The 22,279-nt window shown below is 59.0% G+C and carries 21 protein-coding genes and 3 tRNA genes; 9 read left to right on the forward strand and 15 right to left on the reverse strand.

Going from position 1 to position 22,279, the window contains the following annotated elements; translation table 11 throughout:
* Positions 1–32 precede the first annotated feature (32 nt).
* Positions 33–734 carry a helix-turn-helix domain-containing protein gene (locus FLM52_11865; protein NVN56479.1) on the forward strand — a complete coding sequence of 234 codons (702 nt, stop codon included), beginning with the start codon at positions 33–35 and terminating at the stop codon, positions 732–734.
* Between the two features lie 15 nt (positions 735–749).
* On the opposite strand, the gene FLM52_11870 is transcribed toward FLM52_11865, so the two are convergent.
* The 3 genes from FLM52_11870 to FLM52_11880 form a co-directional block, all read right to left on the reverse strand.
* On the reverse strand, positions 750–1,940 hold the full coding sequence (locus FLM52_11870; GenBank protein NVN56480.1) for a glycosyltransferase: 1,191 nt from the start codon (positions 1,938–1,940) through the stop codon (positions 750–752).
* Between the two features lie 229 nt (positions 1,941–2,169).
* Complete coding sequence (locus FLM52_11875) at positions 2,170–3,456, reverse strand: uracil-xanthine permease (GenBank protein NVN56481.1); 1,287 nt, start codon at positions 3,454–3,456, stop codon at positions 2,170–2,172.
* 121 nt (positions 3,457–3,577) lie between these two features.
* A complete protein-coding gene (locus FLM52_11880; GenBank protein ID NVN56482.1) occupies positions 3,578–4,207 on the reverse strand; it encodes a uracil phosphoribosyltransferase in 630 nt (209 codons plus the stop codon).
* Positions 4,208–4,536: 329 nt separating this feature from the next.
* On the opposite strand from FLM52_11880, the gene FLM52_11885 reads away from it, so the two are divergent.
* On the forward strand, positions 4,537–5,469 hold the full coding sequence (locus FLM52_11885; GenBank protein NVN56483.1) for a glycosyltransferase family 8 protein: 933 nt from the start codon (positions 4,537–4,539) through the stop codon (positions 5,467–5,469).
* Between the two features lie 276 nt (positions 5,470–5,745).
* Positions 5,746–6,564: a sulfotransferase gene (locus tag FLM52_11890; GenBank protein NVN56484.1), complete on the forward strand. Its 819-nt coding sequence runs from the start codon at positions 5,746–5,748 to the stop codon at positions 6,562–6,564.
* A gap of 88 nt (positions 6,565–6,652) precedes the next feature.
* On the opposite strand, the gene FLM52_11895 is transcribed toward FLM52_11890, so the two are convergent.
* The 6 genes from FLM52_11895 to FLM52_11920 form a co-directional block, all read right to left on the reverse strand.
* Positions 6,653–7,324 carry a hypothetical protein gene (locus FLM52_11895; GenBank protein NVN56485.1) on the reverse strand — a complete coding sequence of 224 codons (672 nt, stop codon included), beginning with the start codon at positions 7,322–7,324 and terminating at the stop codon, positions 6,653–6,655.
* Positions 7,325–7,362: 38 nt separating this feature from the next.
* Positions 7,363–8,073, reverse strand: coding sequence for a uracil-DNA glycosylase (locus tag FLM52_11900; protein ID NVN56486.1), 711 nt, complete (start codon positions 8,071–8,073; stop codon positions 7,363–7,365).
* A gap of 1 nt (position 8,074) precedes the next feature.
* Entirely contained in the window at positions 8,075–8,572 is a 498-nt protein-coding gene (locus FLM52_11905; GenBank protein ID NVN56487.1) for a xanthine phosphoribosyltransferase, read from the reverse strand.
* 171 nt (positions 8,573–8,743) lie between these two features.
* Entirely contained in the window at positions 8,744–9,289 is a 546-nt protein-coding gene (locus tag FLM52_11910; protein NVN56488.1) for an adenine phosphoribosyltransferase, read from the reverse strand.
* Complete coding sequence (locus FLM52_11915) at positions 9,289–10,590, reverse strand: NCS2 family permease (protein ID NVN56489.1); 1,302 nt, start codon at positions 10,588–10,590, stop codon at positions 9,289–9,291. The genes FLM52_11910 and FLM52_11915 overlap by 1 nt, the downstream gene beginning before the upstream one ends.
* Before the next feature lie 300 nt (positions 10,591–10,890).
* Positions 10,891–11,502 carry a riboflavin synthase gene (locus FLM52_11920; GenBank protein NVN56490.1) on the reverse strand — a complete coding sequence of 204 codons (612 nt, stop codon included), beginning with the start codon at positions 11,500–11,502 and terminating at the stop codon, positions 10,891–10,893.
* A gap of 672 nt (positions 11,503–12,174) precedes the next feature.
* Between FLM52_11920 and FLM52_11925 the strand changes: the two genes are divergently transcribed.
* The 5 genes from FLM52_11925 to FLM52_11945 all read left to right on the forward strand — a co-directional run bounded on the left by FLM52_11925 (position 12,175) and on the right by FLM52_11945 (position 16,714).
* On the forward strand, positions 12,175–13,218 hold the full coding sequence (locus FLM52_11925) for a methionine ABC transporter ATP-binding protein (protein ID NVN56491.1): 1,044 nt from the start codon (positions 12,175–12,177) through the stop codon (positions 13,216–13,218).
* Positions 13,199–13,852, forward strand: coding sequence for an ABC transporter permease (locus tag FLM52_11930; protein ID NVN56492.1), 654 nt, complete (start codon positions 13,199–13,201; stop codon positions 13,850–13,852). The genes FLM52_11925 and FLM52_11930 overlap by 20 nt, the downstream gene beginning before the upstream one ends.
* Before the next feature lie 160 nt (positions 13,853–14,012).
* Entirely contained in the window at positions 14,013–14,831 is an 819-nt protein-coding gene (locus FLM52_11935; GenBank protein NVN56493.1) for a MetQ/NlpA family ABC transporter substrate-binding protein, read from the forward strand.
* A 202-nt stretch (positions 14,832–15,033) separates the two neighbouring features.
* Positions 15,034–15,522, forward strand: a complete 489-nt coding sequence (locus tag FLM52_11940; protein NVN56494.1) for a GAF domain-containing protein — start codon at positions 15,034–15,036, stop codon at positions 15,520–15,522.
* 217 nt (positions 15,523–15,739) lie between these two features.
* Positions 15,740–16,714 carry an alpha/beta hydrolase gene (locus FLM52_11945; protein NVN56495.1) on the forward strand — a complete coding sequence of 325 codons (975 nt, stop codon included), beginning with the start codon at positions 15,740–15,742 and terminating at the stop codon, positions 16,712–16,714.
* Between the two features lie 103 nt (positions 16,715–16,817).
* On the opposite strand, the gene FLM52_11950 is transcribed toward FLM52_11945, so the two are convergent.
* From FLM52_11950 to glpK, 6 genes are all read right to left on the reverse strand, one after another.
* Positions 16,818–16,894, reverse strand: a tRNA-Val gene (locus FLM52_11950).
* A gap of 50 nt (positions 16,895–16,944) precedes the next feature.
* Positions 16,945–17,021 (reverse strand) — tRNA-Val (locus tag FLM52_11955).
* A 36-nt stretch (positions 17,022–17,057) separates the two neighbouring features.
* Positions 17,058–17,134 (reverse strand) — tRNA-Val (locus FLM52_11960).
* Between the two features lie 221 nt (positions 17,135–17,355).
* The gene (locus FLM52_11965) at positions 17,356–18,078 is read right to left on the reverse strand and encodes an aquaporin family protein (protein NVN56496.1); all 723 of its coding nucleotides are present in this window, start codon (positions 18,076–18,078) and stop codon (positions 17,356–17,358) included.
* A 231-nt stretch (positions 18,079–18,309) separates the two neighbouring features.
* Positions 18,310–19,035, reverse strand: a complete 726-nt coding sequence (locus FLM52_11970; protein NVN56497.1) for an aquaporin family protein — start codon at positions 19,033–19,035, stop codon at positions 18,310–18,312.
* 2 nt (positions 19,036–19,037) lie between these two features.
* Positions 19,038–20,570, reverse strand: a complete 1,533-nt coding sequence (gene glpK / locus FLM52_11975; GenBank protein ID NVN56498.1) for a glycerol kinase GlpK — start codon at positions 20,568–20,570, stop codon at positions 19,038–19,040.
* Positions 20,571–21,041: 471 nt separating this feature from the next.
* Here glpK and FLM52_11980 point away from each other — a divergent pair, with 471 nt between their 5' ends.
* Positions 21,042–21,833, forward strand: a complete 792-nt coding sequence (locus FLM52_11980; protein NVN56499.1) for a DeoR/GlpR family transcriptional regulator — start codon at positions 21,042–21,044, stop codon at positions 21,831–21,833.
* Positions 21,834–22,279: the final 446 nt, after the last annotated feature.

A 22,279-nucleotide genomic window follows, 5' to 3' on the forward strand; every position in this document is an offset into this window, starting at 1 on the left:
TGCGCGAAGACTCACTCAATCAGGCACCGCTGATGTCGCACGATACTTCCCGCTATGTCCCTGCTCCCCACCCTGCCGACCAGACGGCACCGTCCTCTGAGGATGAGCAGAAGACCCCCCCTCGCACACTGGGCAAGCGGCTGCGTGAACTGCGCATGCGTCATGGTCTCTCTCAGCGCGAACTGGCCAAGCGCGCTCAGGTGACCAATTCGACCATCTCGCAGGTCGAGCAGGACGCGGTCAGCCCTTCCGTCAGCTCACTGAACAAGATTCTCGAGGTATTTCCGATCTCGCTGAGCGACTTCTTCAGCGATGAGGTGCCCGTCGAACCACCACGCATCCTGCGCGCCAGCGAGCATGAGCCGATTGCAGGCTGTGGGCCGGGCCTCGAGCTGAGACGCATTGCGCAGCCGCTGCAGTCAGCGCCACAGCCTCTGGTCGAGCTGGGCCGCCTGGCTCCGGAGTGCAGCGCCTATCTGCAGGCCGCGCATGACAGCCTGGTGCTGGTTACCCACGGGGCGCTGCATATCGCGTTGCCCGCCACGGCGGCCTGCCGGGAGGCAGAACTTGAATGCGGTGATGCGGCACGCCTGCAGGCCGGGGAGCGCTATCAACTGCACTGGCGCAAGCCTGAGGCGTCAAAAGCCGCCAGCGGTGAAGTCACCCACCATGGAACCTCCGATGTTACCGAGGCCCAAGACTGCCTGTGGCTATGCATCGCACAGGGCCGCTAGCCTCGTTCAGGATCGCTAGCCTTTCGCGGCGCGGGAGTGAGAGCGGCCCGCAGCATCAGGCGACTGCTCGCGCGCCTCATCCCAGGGCTCATTGGTGGCCGGCTCGGCCAGGAAACGCTCCACCATGGTGTGCGGACAGAAATCTGCCAGCCATGCCTCGCGAATCGGATAGCCCCCCTCTGCCAGCACCTCGTTCATGCGTCGCGCGAGACCTTCGGCGGAATGCGGCGCGATGGCATGTTCGAGTTCGCCCTTGAGGATCTCGCGTATTCCGCCACGACAATCCACTGACACAACCGGCGTGCCGCAGGCCAACGCCTCCATCAGCACGATCCCCATGCCCTCGACACGCGAGCTGAGCACGAACAGCTTGGCGGCCCGCATCCAGGCATAGGGATTGTCACGCTGACCGGCGAAGATCACCCGCTCGGCGATGCCAAGCCTTTCAGCCTGGGCTTCCAGGGCTTCACGGCAATTGCCCGCCCCCACGATCACCAGCGGCTCCTTCGGATTGGCCAGGGCATAAGCCTCGAGCAAGAGAGCATGATCTTTCTGCGGCACCAGACGCGCCACATTGAGAATGAAGGGCTCAGCGGGGATATCCGGCTCATCCATGGCGGCCTGCTCGCGAATCCGGGAGATCGGGCAGGCATTGACGATCGTCTCGATATGCGCCGGTGTCACCCCATGCTGGCGAGCAATGTCTCGTGCCCCTTGCGCCACATCCTCGGATACCGCCACCAGATGCTTGTCCTCCAGCAGGCAGCGGACAAACATGCGCTGCTTCCACTGCGGGCCGCTGAAGCTGACGCGATTTTCCAGCACGTAACGTGCACGAGGGTCCTTGAACCCCCACACCTGTTCGAAGGTTCCCAGGCCACGGAAGATGATGCGGTCAACCTTGCCGTGTTCCTGCTCGAATTCCTTTAGCCAAGCGGCAAATTCCTCGCCACCGGCCTTGCCGACCCACACGAAATTGGAGCGACGGATGACGGGATTGAGCACCAGCCGTGACGCCAGTATCGTCAGGGTGCCGCCGACGGAACGCTGGACGCGCTGCTGAATCGGCACGATGTGCTGTTGGACGCTGGCATCCTGCGGCTCCAGCACCTGATCACGACCGCGCCAGATGACCATATGTGTCTCGTGATCATTCGCGGCCAGACTGTCGGCAAGATTGACCGCCACTCGCTCCATGCCACCCATTTTCAGGCTTCTCACTACGACCAGGGTACGCAAGCATCACTCCTTCGAATGTCCGCCAGTACCGCTTTATGCCGCGCGCAAGACATGCGAAAACGATAGCTGGCGTCGGGTGGGAAAACGAAAAATGCAACCCCCGCGTGCCAGTCGCTCGGCACACGGGGGTTGCATTTATCTGAACCGTCATTCGCGGAAATGTTCCTGAGTCCTACCTCTCAGATGACAATGACAATCACTCTCCTTCTTTCGCCGGCGGCAGAATCAGATTGAGCACGATGCCCAGAATGGCGGCCAGACTCACGCCCTGCAGCGTGAATTGACCACCACCGATCTGCATGCCACCGATTCCGAATACCAGAATCAATGACGCGATCACCAGATTGCGCGGCGCGGTCAGTGACGCCCCCGCACGTACCAGGGTATTCATGCCGACCACCGCGATCGACCCGAACAGCAGGCACATGATGCCGCCCATCACCGGCGTGGGAATCGTCTGCAGCACGGCGCCGACCTTGCCGACGAAGGCCAGCGAGATCGCGACACAGGCTGCGACCGTCATCACCCGCGGATTGAAGTTACGCGTCAGCATCACCGCGCCGGTCACTTCGGAATAGGTGGTATTGGGCGGCCCCCCGAACAGTGACGCCGCCGAGGTCGCCAGGCCGTCACCGAGCAGCGTGCGATGCAGCCCCGGCTTCTTGAGGTAATCGCGGCGTGTCACCGAGCCGATCGCCACCATATCGCCGATGTGCTCGACGGCAGGCGCGATGGCGACGGGAATCATGAACAGGATGGCGGAAAACTCGAAGGTCGGCGCAGTGAAGCTTGGCAGTGCCAGCCACGCAGCCGCATGCACCGGCGAGAGATCGATCACTCCCACCAGCAGCCCCAGCACATATCCCGTCAGGATACCGCCGAGGATCGGCACCAGACGTAACATGCCACGTCCGAAGATCGACAGCACCAGCGTTACGCCAAGACTGGCCAATGACAATGTCAGCGCCAGGGCATGCGAGATGTTGTCGCTGAACTCGCCGGTGGCCATCTGCACCGCCGTCGGTGCCAGCGCCAGCCCGATGACCATGATCACCGGCCCGACCACGACAGCCGGCAGCAGGCGGTGCACGATGCCGACACCCTTGAGACGAATGCATTGTGCCAGCAGCACATAGACCAGCCCCGCGACGAACAAACCGCCCATGGTGGCAGGGATGCCGAAGTTGGCGACCGAGCTCTGGATGGGTGCAATGAAGGCAAACGATGAGGCGAGGAAGACCGGCACGCTGGCCTTGGTCACGCACTGGAAGACCAGGGTGCCGACACCGGCCGTGAACAGGGCGACGTTGGGATCAAGCCCGGTCAGCAGCGGGACCAGTACCAGTGCACCAAAGGCGACGAACAGCATCTGCGCGCCGGTGACGAGGGTCGTCAGCGAGAACCCTTCCTGTTCCGGCAAGGGCACATGGGCAGACGACGCATGGGGAGAGGAGGTATCAGAGGACGGTGATGAAGACGACATGGCAGCACTTCTTTTCACGGGCGGAGGAGTCAACCGCCTGATCCTGACTGCTCAGACAGGTCAGACAGATACAAAAACGCCCCGCGCAGATGCGCAGGGCGTTGTCATCTCTGGCGGGCGCTCAGCGCGTGCCGAAGATCTTGTCACCGGCATCGCCGAGACCCGGCACGATGTAACCGTTCTCGTCGAGACGGTCATCGACGGAGGCGGTGTAGATCTCGATGTCCGGGTAGGATTCCTGCACCTTGGCGATCCCCTCAGGCGCCGCGACCAGCACGATGACCTTGATCTGCTGGCAGCCCTTGGCCTTGAGCATGTCCAGCGTGGCGATCATGGAGCCGCCGGTCGCCAGCATCGGGTCGATCACGATGGCCAGACGCTCGTCGAGATCTGACACGAACTTCTCGAAATACGGCACCGGCTCCAGCGTCTCCTCATCACGGTACAGACCCACGACGCTGATGCGTGCCGGGGGAATCAGGTCCGTCACGCCATCCAGCATGCCCAGGCCGGCGCGCAGGATCGGGACGATGGTCACTTTCTTGCCCTTGATGGTCTGGACATCCAGCTCGTTGCCGCTCCAGGCATCAATGGTGGTAGTTTCCAGCTCCAGGTCCTGGGTTGCCTCATAGGTCAACAGCTTGGCGACCTCACTGGCCAGCTCACGGAAGCTCTTGGTGCTGATGCCTGCTGCACGCATCAGGCCAAGCTTGTGCTGGACCAGTGGATGATTGATGGCATGGACGCTCATGGAAATACCTCTTGGGACATAAGATGGTGCAAACGATACGCAGCACTACCCCCGCCGGCTCGGACGATAGCAGCGGGAGGCTGGTAAATTGAGCGCATTCTAGCGGAAGCAGGCTTACAAGTTAAGTACCACCACCCTGCCCTCCTTACCTTTAGCCGGAAGGGCCAAGCCTACGTCAGTAGCACAATCCTCGCGCTGAGCAGATTTCCAGAGTTGTTTTTTGTAACCGAACAGTAAATGCTCTAAGAGAAAACCTTACAGCATTGATTAGAAAGCACACAAACATTATCATATATAATTATCAAAAGTAATTTACACGAGAGAAATTGATGCTACCTATATTTATATCATGCGATGAAAATTATGCCGCACATCTAGCCACTACTATTATATCGGCAATCATCAATTGTAAAGAGCCTGAAAAGCTCAAATTTATCATTGGCGACGCTGGGCTTAAAGCAGAAACAAGATCAACATTGACATCCATGATAGAAAAACATGGATCTCATGTGGCATTTGTTTATCTAGACGATAGTAAATTTAGTGGCCTGAAAATAAAGCGCTACGGCAAGTCAATTTACTTCAGATTCTATCTTGATGAATTGCTTGATAATGAAGAACTAGTTCTATGCTTGGATTGTGACACTGTTGTCGTCGGCGATTTATTGGACATATACAGGGAAACCAGTGGGAAAAGCTTCACAATTGCTGCCGTGGAAAATATCGGTAGATCTCCATATAGTCGCCTTGGTTTGAAAAAAGGTGATTACTTCAACTGTGGATTAATGCTTATCAATATGAAGCAGTGGAAAGAAGAAAAAATAGGAAAGAGAGGGCTGGAGTTTTTATTAGCTCACCCTGAATTGTGTGCACACAATGAACAATGCGCAATCAACAAAGTCGCCCAAGGGGAATGGTATCGTCTTCCGTTGACTTGGAATGCTCAACGACCTGCCTATAAAATTTTAGAAAAGCGTATGACCGAGCAGCATAGAGATAAAAATGAATTTTTGAAATCAATTCAGGAACCGATCATGGTTCACTATATGGGGAAAAACAGTAAACCTTGGAATACGCACAGCTTGCATCCATTGAAGGTATTATATACTATTTATCGCCACAAAACTCCATGGCCGGTTAAAATCCAGAAAACGGCACTACACAAGAAATTAAAGTTTTATACATCACTACAGAAACTATTTATCTACAAAAAAAGAAAAAAAATGAGCAAAAACTTGATTGATGCACATAAAAAAGCTTAACCATGGTTGGCGCGAAACTAAAGCGCCAACCATAATAGCTAGAGCCTATCAAATATACCAATGCATAATCACAACAATATACTCAACACACACATTAGGATGTTGCTCATATCTCATACTTTAGCCCCTTTCCTCACTATCCTATCGACTAAAAACCACTCTATGCAAAAACCATGGAACTATACATAGAGCATTGTAATTCCATCATCCTGTAGGCATAGTCGTATATTCTCAACTAAAATACCGGTGACTAAATCATAGCACCAAACACTTAACATGAATGCAGGGCCGAAAAAGATGATCATAAAAAGCTTGGTAAAACATAAAGTCACACTAGGCAAGTACGCAGAGCATTATATAAAGAAAGGCTACAATGCATTGCCATCATATTTCTCGAAACCCCTAAAAACCGATACATCATTCACATTCATTGTCGGGTGCGGCCATAGTGGAACAACGCTAATGGCCGCCAAGCTGAGCAACCATACAGCTATACTCGGTATTGGTAGAGAGACTGGTGTATTATCACAGGGACGTCACTCCCTTTCATCCATCAAAGCCATACTACGTGAGTGGGATTATTTTGCCGAGTTTTATGGTCACAGTTGTATTCTGGAAAAAACACCAAAACATATTTATTCCTATGAACGCGTGCAAAAAGTATTAACAAAAAATAAGTTCATCGTCATGACTCGAAACCCTCTGGACACAATAGCCTCACTTTACAAGCGCTTTGGAGATATAGAATACTGTATTGAAAGATGGAACTACGACAATAGTAAAGCGCTTGAATTACGAAACAAAAACAATGTTTTATTTGTAAAATACGAAGAACTTACAGAAGACCCAGAAAAGACACTCAACACTACGCTTCATTTTCTAGGCTATGACTATGAAAGCAGCATACTGGAAACAGAAGATACAATATACAATAAAACCTCTCAAAAAAGAAACATGAAAGTGCGTGAAGAACAAGTAAGCCAAGCGATCAAACCAAACAGGGATGGATGGAAAAAAATACTCAACAAAGAACAATCTGCCTACATCATGTCAAGAGTGAGAGAAGTTTCAAGCACACTAGGATACTCAGTATAGCCTCAATCAACCGTTATACTTATCCCGGATTAGAGAAACCACAAGTCCACATCCGGGATAATAAAAGACAGGAAAGTTTACTGCACATTTACAGCCAACGCATACACAGAGTACGCCAGATATCTCTTTTTAGTGCGCCAGACTGTTTCGAGAAGTTATTATCCCAATAACGCCTATCTTTAACACTAGCCCCTCCTTTCCTTTTGACGCGATTCTCAAAGATATCGCTTTTCATCTCCTCTTCTGGTTGTTGAGCCGAAATCATCGGATAAACTGAATAAGACTTCACTGCATTACAATAATGCGTATCGATCGGAGTGCCATCAAACTGCTGCCTTACCAGATTCTTGCACCCTAGTCGTGAAAGTACATATGCATGTGTTCCTGTTAGTCGCGCACGTACAACATTAGGAAAGGGAATCAACCACATACGCCCCAACATGCCTCCGAGATATAAAATCTCAGGCTGCTTGAGTTTTAAAAAAGCATTAGCCCGTTGTATCACTTCATGTTTAAAGCTTAGTAACGTCGCATCATCTTCCAAGATTAAAACTCTTTCATAACCTCGCTCAATAGCCATGGCCGCACAGGCCTGGTGTGACTCATAGCAACCTCGCTCAGGATCTTCAGAGTCGCGTTCAGCAAGGTAGAACTCTATATCAAGGCCTAATGGCGCAAACTCTTCAAGCAGCATTTGGCGTCGATCTTTTCGCTCGACAAGACTGATACAGAAAACTCCATCGACATCCAATGTAGACATGGCCTGCTCCGTCCATGATGACGTTCTAGGAATGATACTTACTCACTGGAAGGCAACTGCCAGTCGATCGGCTTTTCCCCACGCGCTTCCAGCCAGGCGTTGGCTTGCGAGAAGTGGCGAGAGCCGAAGAAACCGCGGTGCGCTGCGAGGGGGGATGGGTGTGGCGCGTGGAGCACCAGGTGCTTCTGGGTGTCCACAGCGCGGGCCTTCTTCTGGGCATGACTGCCCCAGAGCAGGAAGACGACACCCTGGCAGTGCTGGTTGATCACGTCGATGGCGCGGTCGGTGAATTGCTCCCATCCCTGCTTCTGATGCGAGGCGGCCTTGCCCTGCTCGACGGTCAGCACGCTGTTGAGGAGCAAGACGCCCTGCTTCGCCCAACTCTCGAGGAAACCGTGATCGACGGGTTCGACGCCGACATCGGTGGCCAGTTCCTTGTAGATGTTCTTCAGCGAAGGCGGCGGGCGCACCCCGGGTCGTACCGAGAAGCACAGTCCGTGCGCCTGGCCCGGGCCGTGATACGGGTCCTGCCCGAGAATCACGACCTTGACGTTGGAGAGCGGCGTCAGCCAGAAGGCACGGAACCAGTCATCGGAATGCGGATAGATGACCTTGCCGGCATCTTTCTCGGCGCGCAGAAAGTTGCGCAGACGCTGCATGTAGTCAGCCTGAAACTCAGGGCCAAGATGCGCCTGCCAATCGGCAGGCAGCACCTCGGAGCGGCCACTCGCGGCAGTCTCCAACGGCATGTCAGCTATCGCTCTCTTGCTTCTTGAGCTGCTCGGCGATCGGCTCGACGTAGGCGATACCCATGTCCCACGGGAACTGGATCCAGCAGTTCTGCGGCACTTCGGTGATGAAGCCATCGACCAGCGGACGCCCTTCCGGCTTGGCATAGACGGTCACGAAGTGCGCCTTGGGCAGCATGTCACGGACCGCGCGTGCGGTATTGCCGGTGTCGACCAGGTCATCGACCAGCAGCCAGCCGTCACCATCGTGATTGACGCCCTTGACCACTTCCAGACCACCCTGCTCCATGTGGTCGTGATAGCTCTTGATGCACACGGTATCGATGTGGCGGATACCCAGCTCGCGGGCGATCAGGCCGGCCGGAATCAGGCCACCGCGGGTGATGGCGATGATGCCCTTGTAATCGCGACCGCTGAGGTCGTGACATAGCGCGCGCACATCACGGTGCAGCAGATCCCAGGAGACGATGAAGTGGTCGTGGTAGCGTTCGGAAGACATGTGGGTCACTCGCAATGACGAAACAGAAAGAAAGCATGGTGGCTGGCGCGCCACCGCACAAGGGGAAGATCCACCCAGCCACGCTGGAGCGCGGACAAGGGCCTCGGATTCGCTGCCCGCAGCAACGACGATGGCCCTGCCGAAAGACAGGGCCATCGCGTCAAGCCGGCATTACTCGGATTCGGTGAAGCTGCACGCCGCGAAGACGCTGTGGCCTTCTTCACGAATGCGCGCGGAGCCGCCGATTTCCGGCAGATCGATGATGGCTGCCGTCTCGACGACCACACCACCGGTGCGCTCGATCAGCTTGCAGGCCGCCAGCATGGTGCCGCCGGTGGCGATCAGGTCATCCATCACCAGGATGCGATCGCCTTCACGGAAGGCATCGGAGTGCAGCTCGACGGTGGACTCACCGTATTCCAGCGTGTAGGTCTCGCTGATGGTCTTGAACGGCAGCTTGCCCTTCTTGCGCACCGGCACGAAGCTGCAGCCCAGCTCGTAGGCCAACGGTGCGCCGATGATGAAGCCACGTGCATCGATGGCGGCGATGGCGTCGATTTCCATCTCCTGATAGCGGTGCACGAAGGAGTCGATCAGCTTGCGGAATGCGGCGGAATTCTGCAGTACCGGCGTGATGTCACGGAAGTTGACGCCTTCCTGGGGCCAGTCCGGCACGGTGCGGATGACAGACTTGATGTAGTCACTGTAGATGCTCATTAGAGGGCTCCGTCGAGGAACAGGTATTTGCAGGCGAACAGGATGGCGAGAATCACCAGCCCCGGGCTCAGATCACGATAACGGCCGGAGAACAGCTTGATCACGGCGTAGCTGATGAAGCCCAGCGCGATCCCGTTGGCAATCGAGTAGGTCAGCGGCATCACCAGGGTGGCGATCACCACCGGTGCCGCTTCAGTAATGTCGTTCCAGTCGATGCGTGCCAGGCCACCCGTCATCAAGCAGGCGACATACAGCAGCGCACCGGCAGTGGCGAAGGCCGGAATCGAGGTCGCCAGCGGCGACAGGAACAGACTGACGAGAAACAGGCCGGCAACGACCACGGCCGTCAGGCCGGTACGTCCGCCGGCGGCCACGCCGGTGGCAGATTCGATGTAGCTGGTCACGTTCGAGGTGCCCATGACAGAGCCGACCATGGTGGCACTGGAGTCGGCCATCAAGGCCCGTCCCAGGCGTGGCAGGTGGCCACGCTCATTGGTCAGGCCAGCCTGCTGGGAGACAGCGATCAGCGTGCCCGAGGTGTCGAACAGATCGACGAACAGGAAGGCGAAGATGATCGACACCATGCCCAGATTGAAGGCGCCGGCGATATCGAGCTCCGCCAATGTCGGCAGCATGCTCGGCGGCATCGAGGCAAAGCCGTGGAAGTCATTGTTGCCGGTCAGGGTCGCCAGCAGAGTCACGACAAGAATGCCGATCATCACCGCACCGATCACCTTGCGGTAGGACAGCGCGACGATCAAAAAGAACGAGAGCAATGCATACATGGCCGCCGGCGAAGACAGATCGCCCAGCGTGACCAGCGTGCCCGGGGCGTCGACGACGATGCCGCTGCCCTGCAGGGCGATGATCGCCATGAACAGGCCGATGCCTGCGGCGATGCCGGTCTTCAGCGAGGCGGGAATGGCATTGATGATCCACTCGCGAATCTTGAAGGCGGACAGCAGGAAAAAGCTCACCCCGGACAGGAATACCGCGCCCAGCGCGACCTGCCAGGGCACGCCCATCTGACCGGCGACCGTATAGGTGAAGAAGGCCGTCAGCCCCATGCCCGGCGCCAGCGCGATCGGGTAGTTGGCGTAGAGCCCCATGACCAGACAGCCGATGGCTGCCGCCAGACAGGTCGCGACGAACACGGCGCCGTGATCCATGCCGGTGGAGGCCAGCATCGAGGGGGCCACGAAGATGATATAGGCCATCGCGAGGAAGGAGGTAAATCCTGCGATGACTTCGGTACGCACATTGGTACCGTGCTCGGAGAGCTTGAAAAGACGTTCCAGCATTGAGGTAGCCCCTATCCTAGAGCAGTGCCTATCCGGCAAGGCGCAGTGGTCGATGATTGTCAGAATCAGCAGATCAAGACGAACTCGCTCGGACAGGTATGCCGCACAGGGCGTTGGATGACGCTTTTCCCCTGTTCAGCCTGCCTGAACCACGATGCCCCGCCGGCGGCAGGGCATCGAAAGGCGCAACATGGTACCCAAAGGTCTGCAGCGAATCGAGCATTCCCGGCATATTTCCTGACCAGTCAGACGAGTACTGGCATCCTGCCAGTGAGGTGATCCGCTGCAGACCTGCAAGCCTCATGCCAGACGGGAGGCCATGACCCGCTCGACGGTCTCGACAATGGCTTGCGTCTGCGGGTCGACTTCAAGGTTGACCTGATCCCCGACGGCACGGACTCCCATCAGGGTGCGCTCGAGCGTCTCGGGAATCAGATTGACGCAGAAGCGCGTACCCTGCACCTCGCCGATCGTCAGGCTGACACCGTCAAGACCCACATAGCCCTTGTCGAACAGAAAACGCATCAGCTCGGCCGGCGCCTGGAACCAGATACGACGATTGTCGGCAGTGGCTTCGATGGCATCGATGGTCACCATCGCCATCACGTGCCCGGACATCGAGTGCCCACCGATCTCGTCGCCAAAGCGTGCCGCTCGCTCCACGTTCACGACGCTGCCCACCTCGAGCTCGCCCAGATTGGTCAGACGCAGCGTCTCGCGCATCAGGTCAAAGCTGGCCAGTTGGCCCTCAAGCGCCGTCACGGTCAGACAGCAACCGTTATGGGCCACCGAGGCCCCCAGCTCCAGCCCCGCCTCCAGCCCCGCCGGCAACCGGACCTGATGCGTGCGAAAGTCAGTGCGTTCCTCAATGGCCACCACTTCCGCCATGCCTTGTACGATACCCGTGAACATGCGTGATCTTTCCTTGCACTGCTGCTTCTTGCTGTCGAGAAGCCGTGAATAAGGGACGGCATGCAGCAGCGAGATGACCGGCATGCCCAGCCGAAATCCTAGCATGGTGGACTTGCCGTCGACATGCTGGCGTTATCGACCGTTGGGCTGCGCGGCGTTGCCGCCCTCGCCACCCACCGCGGGCACGTGCAGCCGCCACCGCGAACACAGAGCAGCGATAGCAGGCCGCAACTCATACCCGACTGACCGTCAAGACAGGAAAGCCATTGATAGCCGTTGAAACCCTTGCCACGACCAGATGCTTGTAAGAAATGGCTTACAGAGCGTATCGCCAAATTACCATATCGAACGCCAGTTCGAATAAACGCCCGGCGCAAGACCAAAGTCGTTGACACCCCCAAGGTGACTGATAGAATGCGCCTCAAATCTGTTTGGCGCCGATTTGTACCCGGATTGCGGGCGCCCACCACGAGAGCTGGTCTCACGAGGTGCAAGTTCTGCTAAAAGGGTGTGTCCAGCGTTGATGGCCACCCGTCTTGGGTGGTCTTTTTTCTCCCCACTGGATCGCTCCCCTCTTCGCTGTCTGCCATGTGCGCAGACGTCGGCAGAACGCTCTGTCTTCTACAGACCTTCGCCCGCAATCCGGATGGTGCCTTAACCACTCGGACCCCCATGATCACACTCAAGAACGTCTCCAAGACTTACGGCAGTGGTGACAAGGCCGTGGTCGCGCTCAAGGATGCCAGCCTCACGGTTCCTCAGGGCGCCATTACCGGTGTCATCGGCCTGTCCGGTGCCGGCAAGTCGACCCTCATTCGCTGCGTCAACCTGCTCGAACGGCCCACCGCCGGTAGCGTCGTCGTCGATGGCCAGGAGCTGACCGAGCTCGACGAGTCCACCCTGCGCAGCGCTCGCCACCAGATCGGCATGATCTTCCAGCACTTCAATCTGCTCTCTTCACGCACGGTCTTCGCCAATGTGGCATTGCCACTGGAGCTGGCTGGCATCTCGAAAGACGAGATCAGCAAGCGCGTCGAGCCATTGCTGGAGCTGACCGGTCTGAGCGACAAGGCCGGCCAGTACCCTGCCCAGCTGTCTGGCGGCCAGAAGCAGCGTGTGGCCATCGCCCGTGCGCTGGCCAGCCGGCCCAAGGTGCTGCTGTGCGACGAGGCCACCTCGGCACTCGACCCCCAGACCACCACGTCCATTCTCGAGCTGCTCAAGGACATCAACACCAAGCTGGGGCTGACGATCCTGCTGATCACCCACGAGATGGAAGTGGTCAAGAGCATCTGCGATCAGGTCGCCTTGATCAGCGGCGGTGAACTGGTGGAAGTGGCCTCGGTGGGCGATTTCTTCACCGCGCCGCAGACCCGCCTGGGCCGCGAGTTCCTCAATGACTTCCTGGAGCTTGAGCCGCCGCGTGCGCTGGTCGAGCGCCTCGAAGCCACCGCGGGCCCGCACACCCACCCGGTGGTGCGCCTGGCCTTCAGCGGCGACGCCGTCTCCACGCCGCTGATCTCGCGCCTGGCGCGTGAATGCCAGGTGGATGTCAGCATCCTGCAGGCCAAGGTGGAATCCATCCAGGACCGCACCCTGGGCCTGATGATCGCCGAACTGATGGGCGACAGCACCCAGACCCGGCAAGCGCTCGACTATCTCGAATCCCACGACCTGAAAGTGGAGGTGCTCGGTCATGTCACCCGCACTGCTTGAACTCGTCCTGTCCTCCACCCTCGAGACCCTGTACATGGTCGCGGTGGCAGGTCTGATCTCCGCGGCACTCGGCATTCCACTGGGCGTGGCACTCTACACCTCGCGCCCCGGCCAGATTCTGGCGCGCCCGGCACTCAACAGCGTGCTGAGCATCATCACCAACATCGGCCGCTCGGTGCCGTTCATCATCCTGATGGTGGCGATCATCCCGCTGACGCGTCTGATCGCGGGCAGCTCGATCGGCACCAATGCCGCCATCGTGCCGCTGACCATCGCCTCGATTCCCTTCGTCGCCCGCCTGATCGAAGGCGCGCTGAATGAAGTCGGCCCGGGGCTGGTCGAGGCCGCACAGGCCATGGGCGCCACGCCGATGCAGATCATCACCAAGGTGCTGCTGCCGGAAGCACGCGGCGGCATCATCAATGGCCTGACCATCACCGTGGTGACGCTGATCAGCTATTCCGCCATGGCCGGCACCGTCGGTGGCGGTGGCCTGGGGGATCTTGGCATCCGCTACGGCTACAACCGCTTCGACCCGATGGTGATGCTGGTGACCGTGGTCATCCTCGTCGTCATGGTGCAGGGCTTCCAGAGCCTGGGCGACCATCTGGTGCGCAAGTCGAACCACAAGTAAGCATCGTTCCATGAGCGGTGACGAACCCACCAGTGGCGTTCGATCTACAAATCACATGGCTTTCGGTATCGTGACGACTCATCACAAGGAGCCGTCACTCATAACATCCCGCGGACCCCGCCGGTCACGTCGGATCACAAGGAGAACATCGATGCGCAACATGCTGAACACGCTTTCTTCCCCACTGCGCCTTGCCGGTGCTGCCACTCTGCTCGGCGCCACTCTGCTGGCAGGCTGCGGCAACGACGCGTCCGACGAGAACACCCTCAAGATGGGTACCGTCGCAGGCCCGGAAACCGAGGTGATGAAGGTCGCGGCCGAGATCGCCAAGGAAAAGTACGACCTGAACGTCGAGATCACCGAGTTCACTGACTACGTGTCTCCGAACGCCGCGCTGGCCGATGGCTCTCTGGACGCCAACGCCTACCAGCACCAGCCGTACATGGAATCCATGGTGCGTGAGCGTGGCTACGAGTTCGCCAGCGCCGGCAAGACCTTCGTGTACCCGATCGGCGCCTACTCCGAGAAGTACGCAGACATCAGCGAACTGCCGGACGGCGCGACCATCGCCCTGCCGAACGATCCGTCCAACGAAGGCCGCTCCCTGATCCTGATGCACGACCTGGGCATGATCGAGCTGACCGACAAGAGCAACCTCGAAGCGACCCCGATCGATGTCGCCAAGAACCCGCATGACTACCAGTTCAAGGAAATCGAGGCTGCCCAGCTGCCGCGCATCCTGCCGGACGTCGACCTGGCCTTCATCAACAACACCTTCGCCCAGCCGGCTGGCTTGAAGCCGGAAGACGCGCTGATCCGTGAAGGCGCCGAGTCCCCGTACGTCAACCTGATCGTCGTGCGTCAGGGCGATGAAGACAGCGAGAAGGTGCAGAAGCTGGTCAAGGCCTACCAGACGCCGGAAGTCGAAGCCAAGGCGGAAGAGCTGTTCAAGGGCGCGGCGGTACCGGGCTGGAAGTAAGCCTCACCCCACGTCATTGACAGACGCCTGAACGCGAAGCGCCGACCACTGGTCGGCGCTTTTGCATCTGACTGATGAACCACCCCATCACGTTCAGATACCGATGCGGTGCAAGGGCGCGCGCAGGACGTGCTTGAAACAGCCGACCCGCGACCGCATTCCTGCGCCATATCGCAATCTTACCTACCCCACAGGAGCCCCAATGGCCACTCGCCCTGACTACTCACTGCTGGCCCGCCAGCTGGACGCCATCCTCGACACTCGCGACTGGCTGACCAACGCCTCCCAGACGGCTGCCTTCATCAACATGACGGTGGAAGACCTCAACTGGGCAGGTTTCTATGTGCAACGTCAGCCGCAAATCCTGCACCTGGGGCCGTTCCAGGGTCAGCCGGCCTGCCATCCGATTCCCTTCACCAAGGGCGTATGTGGTGCCGCCGCCACTGAGCGCACCACCCAGCGTGTCGCTGACGTGCACGCCTTCCCGGGGCATATCGCCTGCGACGCCGCCTCACGCAGCGAGCTGGTAGTCCCGGTGATCATCGAGCAGGACGGTGAGCAGGTAGTGTGGGGTGTGCTGGACCTGGACAGCCCCAGCCCCGAGCGCTTCAGTGAGCAGGATCAGGCCGGCATCGAGCGCCTGGTCGAGGTCTTCATCGCCTCCAGCGACTTCGACAGCGTGCCTGCTTGAAGAAGAGCACCTGAAGAAGAGCGTCTGAAGACGACCGCTTCAGAAGGCCGTCCGCAAAAGACTGCCGACAGAAGCCTGTCTGACCTGCAGTTTCCTGCCCTGCCGCCCGCCGTGCTTACCCGCACCGCGGGCGGTCTGCGTTGTTGCCAGCCTGCCACTTGCGCAACTCTCGCCGAGGTGTAACGTGAAAGCTCCTCTGATCTGACAGGAGCAGAACATGCCAGCGACCGCACCTCCTCATGCAGAAGCCTCCCTCCAGAATCACGATGACGCCCACGCCGGGCTTGATCGGGTCATCACGCACCTTGAGCGCATCAAGGCCTTCACCGCACGCACCGGCAATGACCTCGGCGCCAAGCGCACCCTGCTTGAGGCTTACTTCGCCGCCGATGCCAGCATTCTCGACACTGGCGTGACACCGCGTCTCATGATGGTGCCGGGTGGCGAGGGAGAGCGTGTCTGTGAGGTATTGCCAGCACCCGATGACGTACCAGCCCGCCCGCGTCGCCTGCTGTATGTGCATGGTGGCAGCTGGATCGCAGGCTCACCTGCCGGTCATCGCCCGCTGGCCAGCCGTCTGGGCCGTGCGGCACGCGCCGAGACCTACACCCTGGATTATCGTCTCGCGCCAGAGGCCGCCTTCCCGGCCGGCCTGCAGGACGTGTTGGCCGCGTGGCGCTGGCTGTGTGACGAATACCCGCAGGACCACCTGCTGCTGGCCGGTGACAGCGCGGGCGGCAACCTCACACTGGCAGCCCTGAATGCACTCAAGAGTGCAGGCGAGCGGCTGCCGGATGCTGTAATCGCCTTCTCGCCCGCCACCGACCTCAGCTGGGGCAGCGCTTCGCTGTCGCGCAAGGCCGAGGTGGACCCGATCCTCGACCCCAACCGGCTGCCTTTCGTGAGCATGGCCTACGTGCAGGACGGTACCGACATGAGCGACCCGCGCATCTCGCCACTGGAGGGAAACCTGTTTGATCTGCCTCCGACACTGATCCAGTGCGGCGAAGCCGAGATTCTGCTCGATGACAGCCGTCGCTATGCCGCCCAGGCACAGGACTGCGGCTCGCCCGTCACCCTGAGCCTGTGGCCGGATATGCCACATGTCTTCGTCGGCTTCGCTCCGCTGCTGAGCGCTGCCAATGCCGCGCTCGATGAGGCACGTGAATTCCTCGATACTGCGCTTGGCTGAGCGGTGCCACTCTCGCCAGATATCACGCGCCGGTCACACGGCAAATTTTCATGACACGCACACGAAAACGCCCGACTCTGTGAGCCGGGCGTTTTCTGGAATCTGGTAGGACCAGGCGGATTTGAACCGCCGACCTCCACGATGTCAACGTGGCGCTCTAACCAACTGAGCTATGGTCCTGAAGTATGGCAGATGACCCGAGAACACTTGAAACATGCCGCGAAACGGCTTGGTAGGACCAGGCGGATTTGAACCGCCGACCTCCACGATGTCAACGTGGCGCTCTAACCAACTGAGCTATGGTCCTGTATCAAGTGGCCGATGTTGCCATCAATGCCGATGCTGGTAGGACCAGGCGGATTTGAACCGCCGACCTCCACGATGTCAACGTGGCGCTCTAACCAACTGAGCTATGGTCCTATGCCAGCATGCTGAAATGCGAAGCAGTGTGATGCGAAGTGCTTTGCCCTGTCAGCGAGGACGTATTCTACGCAACTCCCGTTTTGATGCAACCCCCTGATGATAAAAAATTTTCTCGACATTGCGCACTGCCGTGACAGGGCACGGATCACCCCCTCCATCGGAGTGAGGCGTCGACCCTGAAAGTCAGAAAGCTCGACTCGTCACCCTGTGCACTGGTGCTACAGCAAAACTCCCCGCAATCCGGCTGCCACCACGGCACCCAGCAAGGGGCCGGCGATCGGTACCCAGGCATAGCGCCAGCCCGAACTGCCCTTGCCGGCAATCGGCAACACCCAATGCGCGATACGCGGCGCCAGGTCGCGCGCCGGATTCATCGCGTTGCCGGTGGGCCCACCCAGTGACAGACCGATCGCCCAGACCAGCAGACCGATCAGATATGGCAGTGCCTGATCAGTGACCATGGAACTTTCGACCATGCTGCCGATGGCAAAGATGAGCACTACCGTCGCGATCGCTTCACTGATGACATTGACTGTCTTGTTGTTCACTGCCGGGTCAGTGCAGAAGACCGCACGCTTGCGCAGCGGATCTCGAGTCACCTTCCAATGCGGGTAATAAGCCGCCCATACCAGCACCGCCCCCATGAAGCAGCCCAGCAGCTCCGCCAGCATCATCCTGGCGACCTTGAGCTCACTGACATGGATGCCCAGCAGATATTTCGCCAGCGTCACCGCCGGATTGAGATCGCCGTAGGGCGACCCCGTCGAGGTAGACACCAGCACCCCGACCATCACGGCAAATCCCCAGCCGGCATTGATCATCAACCAGCTGGAACCCGCTCCCTTGGTGCCTCTGAGCATCGCATTGGCGACCACGCCACCTCCCAGCAGAATCATGAAGGTGGTGCCCAGAAACTCGCCTGTCATGACGTCAGTCCACATCCTGATGACCTCCGCCATTCATCCCCTGTAAGTCGCCTGCCGCCATCTCTCGCCCGCACGAACAGGCCCGCATAAACACGCCCCCTGAACGCGGACGTGAACATGACGTCACATGATGACCAGAAAGGACGCAGACCTGAAAGCACTTCGCCCCGTCGATGGACGGGGCGAAGTCAGGCTACAGTGCCACAGGTGCAGGAGACGGCTCCAGCAGATTGCGGCAAGGATTTGTTACAGCAGCAGCAGGTGCCACATGGAGGCCGCGATCAAGGCACCCGCCAGAGGCCCGGCGATCGGCACCCAGGCATAGCCCCAGCCGGATGCACCCTTGCCGTGGATCGGCAGCAGCGAGTGCGCGATACGTGGGCCCAGATCACGCGCCGGATTGATGGCATAGCCCGTCGCGCCACCCAGCGAGAGGCCGATGGCCCATACCAGCATCCCGACCAGATAGGGCAGCAGGCCGGCGCTGATGGTGCCGGAGCCGACGATGGCGCCGATACCGAAGATCAGCACCACGGTACCGATCACCTCGCTGAGCATGTTGCCCAGGCGACACTCGACTGCCGGATCCGTGCAGAACACCGCCCGCTTGAGGTCAGCATCACTGGTGCGTTTCCAGTGCGGCAGATAGGCCAGCCATACCATCACGGCACCGGCGAAACACCCGAGCATCTGCGCGATGATATGCTGCGCCACCTCCATGAGGGTGGCATGCACTCCGAGCAGGTACTTGGCCAGGGTCACCGCCGGATTGAGGTCTGCCTGGGGCGAGCCGGTCGAGACGGCCACGAACACGCCAATCATCACCGCAAAGCCCCAGCCGGTGGTGATCACGATCCAGCCGGAGCCATTGCCCTTGGTGTCAGACAGCACCACATTGGCGACCACGCCACCGCCAAACAGGATAAGGAACAGACAGCCGAGAAACTCGCCTGTCATGACATCGGTCCACATGCTCAGTGGCCTCCGTCGCTTTTCACTCTTTCCACCGCTTCCAGCCAGCCGGCGTAGAGGCGTTCGCGCTGCTCTTCCGGCATTTCCGGCGCGAAGGTACGCTCGCAGTGCCACAGCTCGCTGATCTCATCCAGGCTGTCATACCAACCGATATGCAGGCCCGCCAGATACGCGACGCCCAGCGCCGTGGTCTCCAGCACGCGCGGACGATCCACCTTCACGCCCAGCATGTCAGACAGGAACTGCATCACCCAGTTGTTGCTGACCATGCCGCCGTCCACGCGCAGATTCGCGCAGCTGATGGCCACGTCATCCAGCATGCACTCCTGCAGGTCACGCGTCTGATAGCACACTGACTGCAGGCCGGCCGCCACGATGTCGGTGATGCCGGTGCCACGGGTCAGCCCCAGAATCGCGCCACGCGCCTGCGGATCCCAGTGCGGTGCCCCCAGGCCAGTGAAGGCCGGCACCATGTAAACGCCGTGGTCGGCCTTGGCCGCACGCGCCAGCGGTTCGGTCTCGGAGGCATCGGAAAACAGCTTCAGGCCATCACGCAGCCACTGCACGGTCGCGCCCGCCACGAAGATGCTGCCTTCCATGGCATAGGTCGGCTTGCCATTGAGGCGATAGCCCACCGTGGTCAGCAGACGATTGCGGGACAGCTCCATCTTCTCGCCGGTGTTCATGATCATGAAGCAGCCGGTGCCGTAGGTGCTCTTGCTCATGCCGGGCGTGAAGCAGGCCTGGCCGACCAGCGCCGCCTGTTGATCGCCGGCAACGCCGCGAATCGGCATGGCCGCACCGAACAGCTGCGGATCGGTAGTGCCGAAATCATCACTGGAGTCCAGCACTTCCGGCAGCAAGGATTGTGGGATACCGAACAGCTCCAGCAGCTCACTGTCCCAGCACTGATCGACGATGTTGAACAGGCAGGTACGCGAGGCGTTGGTGGCATCGGTGACGTGGCGCTTGCCAGCGGTCAGTTTCCAGATCAGATAGCTGTCGACGGTGCCGAAGGCCAGCTCGCCCTTCTCGGCGCGTGCGCGAACGCCTTCGACATTCTCGAGAATCCAGCGCAGCTTGGTCGCGGAGAAATACGGGTCGATCAGCAGGCCGGTCTTCTGCTGGATCATGTCACCATGACCGGCATCGGAAAGCTCACGACAGTACTCGTGGGTGCGGCGGTCCTGCCAGACGATGGCGTTGTAGACCGGCACGCCGGTCTCGCGGTCCCAGACGATGGTGGTCTCACGCTGGTTGGTGATCCCGATGGCGGCCACCTGTTCGGCGCCGACATTGGTGTTGATCAGCGACTGACGCACGGTGCGCTTCACTGACCCCCAGATATCATCGACGTTGTGCTCGACCCAGCCGCTGTTCGGAAAGTGTTGAGCAAATTCTTCTTGTGCCAGTCCGGTCACCGCGCCTTCACGATCGAAGAGGATGGCGCGGGAGCTGGTGGTACCCTGGTCGATCGCGAGAATGCGCGTGGGTCCATCGACGCGAGAGTCTTTCTCTGGCTTGGGGCTAGACATTATGACTGTCCTTGGCTTCGAGGCTGCTTCTGAGAGTACACGTCAGCGGAGTCTGCGGTACTTCACTATATTGGCTCGGATATCATGTGAGAGCGGCAGGAGAAAGCGGGTTGGCTTTGTCCTCTTCACGCTTGGCAGGCGCAACGAGAACACTTCCTCTTGAACCATCACAACCGAACACTAAATGTTCGTCTTCGAATATCGCTGCAAACGTTAGCGCCAAATGCGCATTATCACAAACGTATTACCAATCAATATCATTGTACCTTGGTCTCATGCCCAATGCGCCGACATGGCCTGTTGCAGCTTCGCAACACCCTGACGCCATTCGTCAAATTGCACTGACGCCCCCCTGTTGGATTAGGATGTAACCTCACTGGACGACCCCACTCCCCAACGGCAATCGTGATGCGCGCTTCCTGACATGAAGTGAACTCACGATCCGCAAGCCGCTGACAACAAGAGAGCAGGATGATGCAGCCAAAGCGCCATCGCGCCATTGTCGAACTGATCACGCGTCAGGGATATGCCTCCATCGAGCAGCTGGCCAGTCACTTCGATGTCACGCCACAGACCATTCGTCGCGACCTCAATCAGCTGTCCGAGGCCGGTGCGCTCAAGCGCGTGCACGGGGGCGCGGGGCTTGAGTCCAGCACCGTCAGCACCGCCTACAGCACCCGCAAGACATTGAACCTGGGCGCCAAGCGGCGCATGGCGGCGGCCCTGGCCAGGCAGATCCCCGACCACGCCTCGCTGTTCATCAACATCGGCACCAGCAACGAGATGGTGGCCGAGGCGCTGTGTGATCACCGCGGGCTTGAGGTCATCACCAACAACCTGAACGTGGCGGCCATCCTCCAGCACAAGGAGGATTTCAACGTCATCGTGGCCGGCGGCATGGTGCGCTCCCGCGATGGCGGCATCATCGGCGAGGCCACCATCGACTTCATCAACCAGTTCAAGGTCGACTTCGGCATCATCGGTATCAGTGGCATCGATGAAGATGGCTCGCTGCTGGAATTCGACTATCAGGAAGTGCGTGTCGCCCAGGCGATCATCCACAACTCACGCCAGGTCTTCCTGATCGCAGATCACTCCAAGTTCCAGCGCAATGCGGTCGTGCGCCAGGGCAACCTGAGCCAGCTCGATGCGCTCTTCACCGACATCCAGCCGCCGGAGAGCATCCTGACCCTGATGCGCCAGCATGAGGTCGCGCTGCATGTCGCTGAAGATGAGTCGCCGAGCGAGACTGGCGACGCTTGAGCACCGGGACGCGCCATCCAACCGACCAGTCACCTCACCAACAAGCCAACACGACCAACTCGTCTCGCGATCACGGGGCCAGGCAACACGCCGACGAGCAGCCTGGCCCGGCTCTCATCATCATCTACCTCGCCCCTTCCCCATTCTCCTCGCCCGCTCTTGCACCAATGAGCCCTCGCAGATGACGACAGCCGCACTTCTGCTGTCTTACCGCTACCCAGTGACACCGCTTCGTCTCCGCATGACATGTCATGACGCTTGATCAGCCACTACGGGCATCGTCTGCGCTGCCCGCGCGGCAACATGACAGCCAGGCGCTTCATGAAAATGTCACGGCATGATCAGAGACTGAGAAAAAACACCGGCAAGACAACAGGTTGAATATCAGGCAATCCTCAGTTGCCAGACACTCGCCCAAATGATCACTTTCGAAAGCCATCGGCGCA

The organism is bacterium Scap17 (assembly GCA_013376735.1).
In the GTDB taxonomy this organism is placed as follows: domain Bacteria; phylum Pseudomonadota; class Gammaproteobacteria; order Pseudomonadales; family Halomonadaceae; genus Cobetia.

Coding starts and splice junctions, on each gene's coding strand:
- FLM52_11865 (NVN56479.1), top strand. CDS start 33: ATGTCGCACGATACTTCCCGCTATGTCCCTGCTCCCCACCCTGCCGAC.
- FLM52_11870 (NVN56480.1), bottom strand. CDS start 1,940: ATGGGTGGCATGGAGCGAGTGGCGGTCAATCTTGCCGACAGTCTGGCC.
- FLM52_11875 (NVN56481.1), bottom strand. CDS start 3,456: ATGTCGTCTTCATCACCGTCCTCTGATACCTCCTCTCCCCATGCGTCG.
- FLM52_11880 (NVN56482.1), bottom strand. CDS start 4,207: ATGAGCGTCCATGCCATCAATCATCCACTGGTCCAGCACAAGCTTGGC.
- FLM52_11885 (NVN56483.1), top strand. CDS start 4,537: ATGCTACCTATATTTATATCATGCGATGAAAATTATGCCGCACATCTA.
- FLM52_11890 (NVN56484.1), top strand. CDS start 5,746: ATGAATGCAGGGCCGAAAAAGATGATCATAAAAAGCTTGGTAAAACAT.
- FLM52_11895 (NVN56485.1), bottom strand. CDS start 7,324: ATGTCTACATTGGATGTCGATGGAGTTTTCTGTATCAGTCTTGTCGAG.
- FLM52_11900 (NVN56486.1), bottom strand. CDS start 8,073: ATGCCGTTGGAGACTGCCGCGAGTGGCCGCTCCGAGGTGCTGCCTGCC.
- FLM52_11905 (NVN56487.1), bottom strand. CDS start 8,572: ATGTCTTCCGAACGCTACCACGACCACTTCATCGTCTCCTGGGATCTG.
- FLM52_11910 (NVN56488.1), bottom strand. CDS start 9,289: ATGAGCATCTACAGTGACTACATCAAGTCTGTCATCCGCACCGTGCCG.
- FLM52_11915 (NVN56489.1), bottom strand. CDS start 10,590: ATGCTGGAACGTCTTTTCAAGCTCTCCGAGCACGGTACCAATGTGCGT.
- FLM52_11920 (NVN56490.1), bottom strand. CDS start 11,502: ATGTTCACGGGTATCGTACAAGGCATGGCGGAAGTGGTGGCCATTGAG.
- FLM52_11925 (NVN56491.1), top strand. CDS start 12,175: ATGATCACACTCAAGAACGTCTCCAAGACTTACGGCAGTGGTGACAAG.
- FLM52_11930 (NVN56492.1), top strand. CDS start 13,199: ATGTCACCCGCACTGCTTGAACTCGTCCTGTCCTCCACCCTCGAGACC.
- FLM52_11935 (NVN56493.1), top strand. CDS start 14,013: ATGCTGAACACGCTTTCTTCCCCACTGCGCCTTGCCGGTGCTGCCACT.
- FLM52_11940 (NVN56494.1), top strand. CDS start 15,034: ATGGCCACTCGCCCTGACTACTCACTGCTGGCCCGCCAGCTGGACGCC.
- FLM52_11945 (NVN56495.1), top strand. CDS start 15,740: ATGCCAGCGACCGCACCTCCTCATGCAGAAGCCTCCCTCCAGAATCAC.
- FLM52_11965 (NVN56496.1), bottom strand. CDS start 18,078: ATGTGGACTGACGTCATGACAGGCGAGTTTCTGGGCACCACCTTCATG.
- FLM52_11970 (NVN56497.1), bottom strand. CDS start 19,035: ATGTGGACCGATGTCATGACAGGCGAGTTTCTCGGCTGTCTGTTCCTT.
- glpK (NVN56498.1), bottom strand. CDS start 20,570: ATGTCTAGCCCCAAGCCAGAGAAAGACTCTCGCGTCGATGGACCCACG.
- FLM52_11980 (NVN56499.1), top strand. CDS start 21,042: ATGATGCAGCCAAAGCGCCATCGCGCCATTGTCGAACTGATCACGCGT.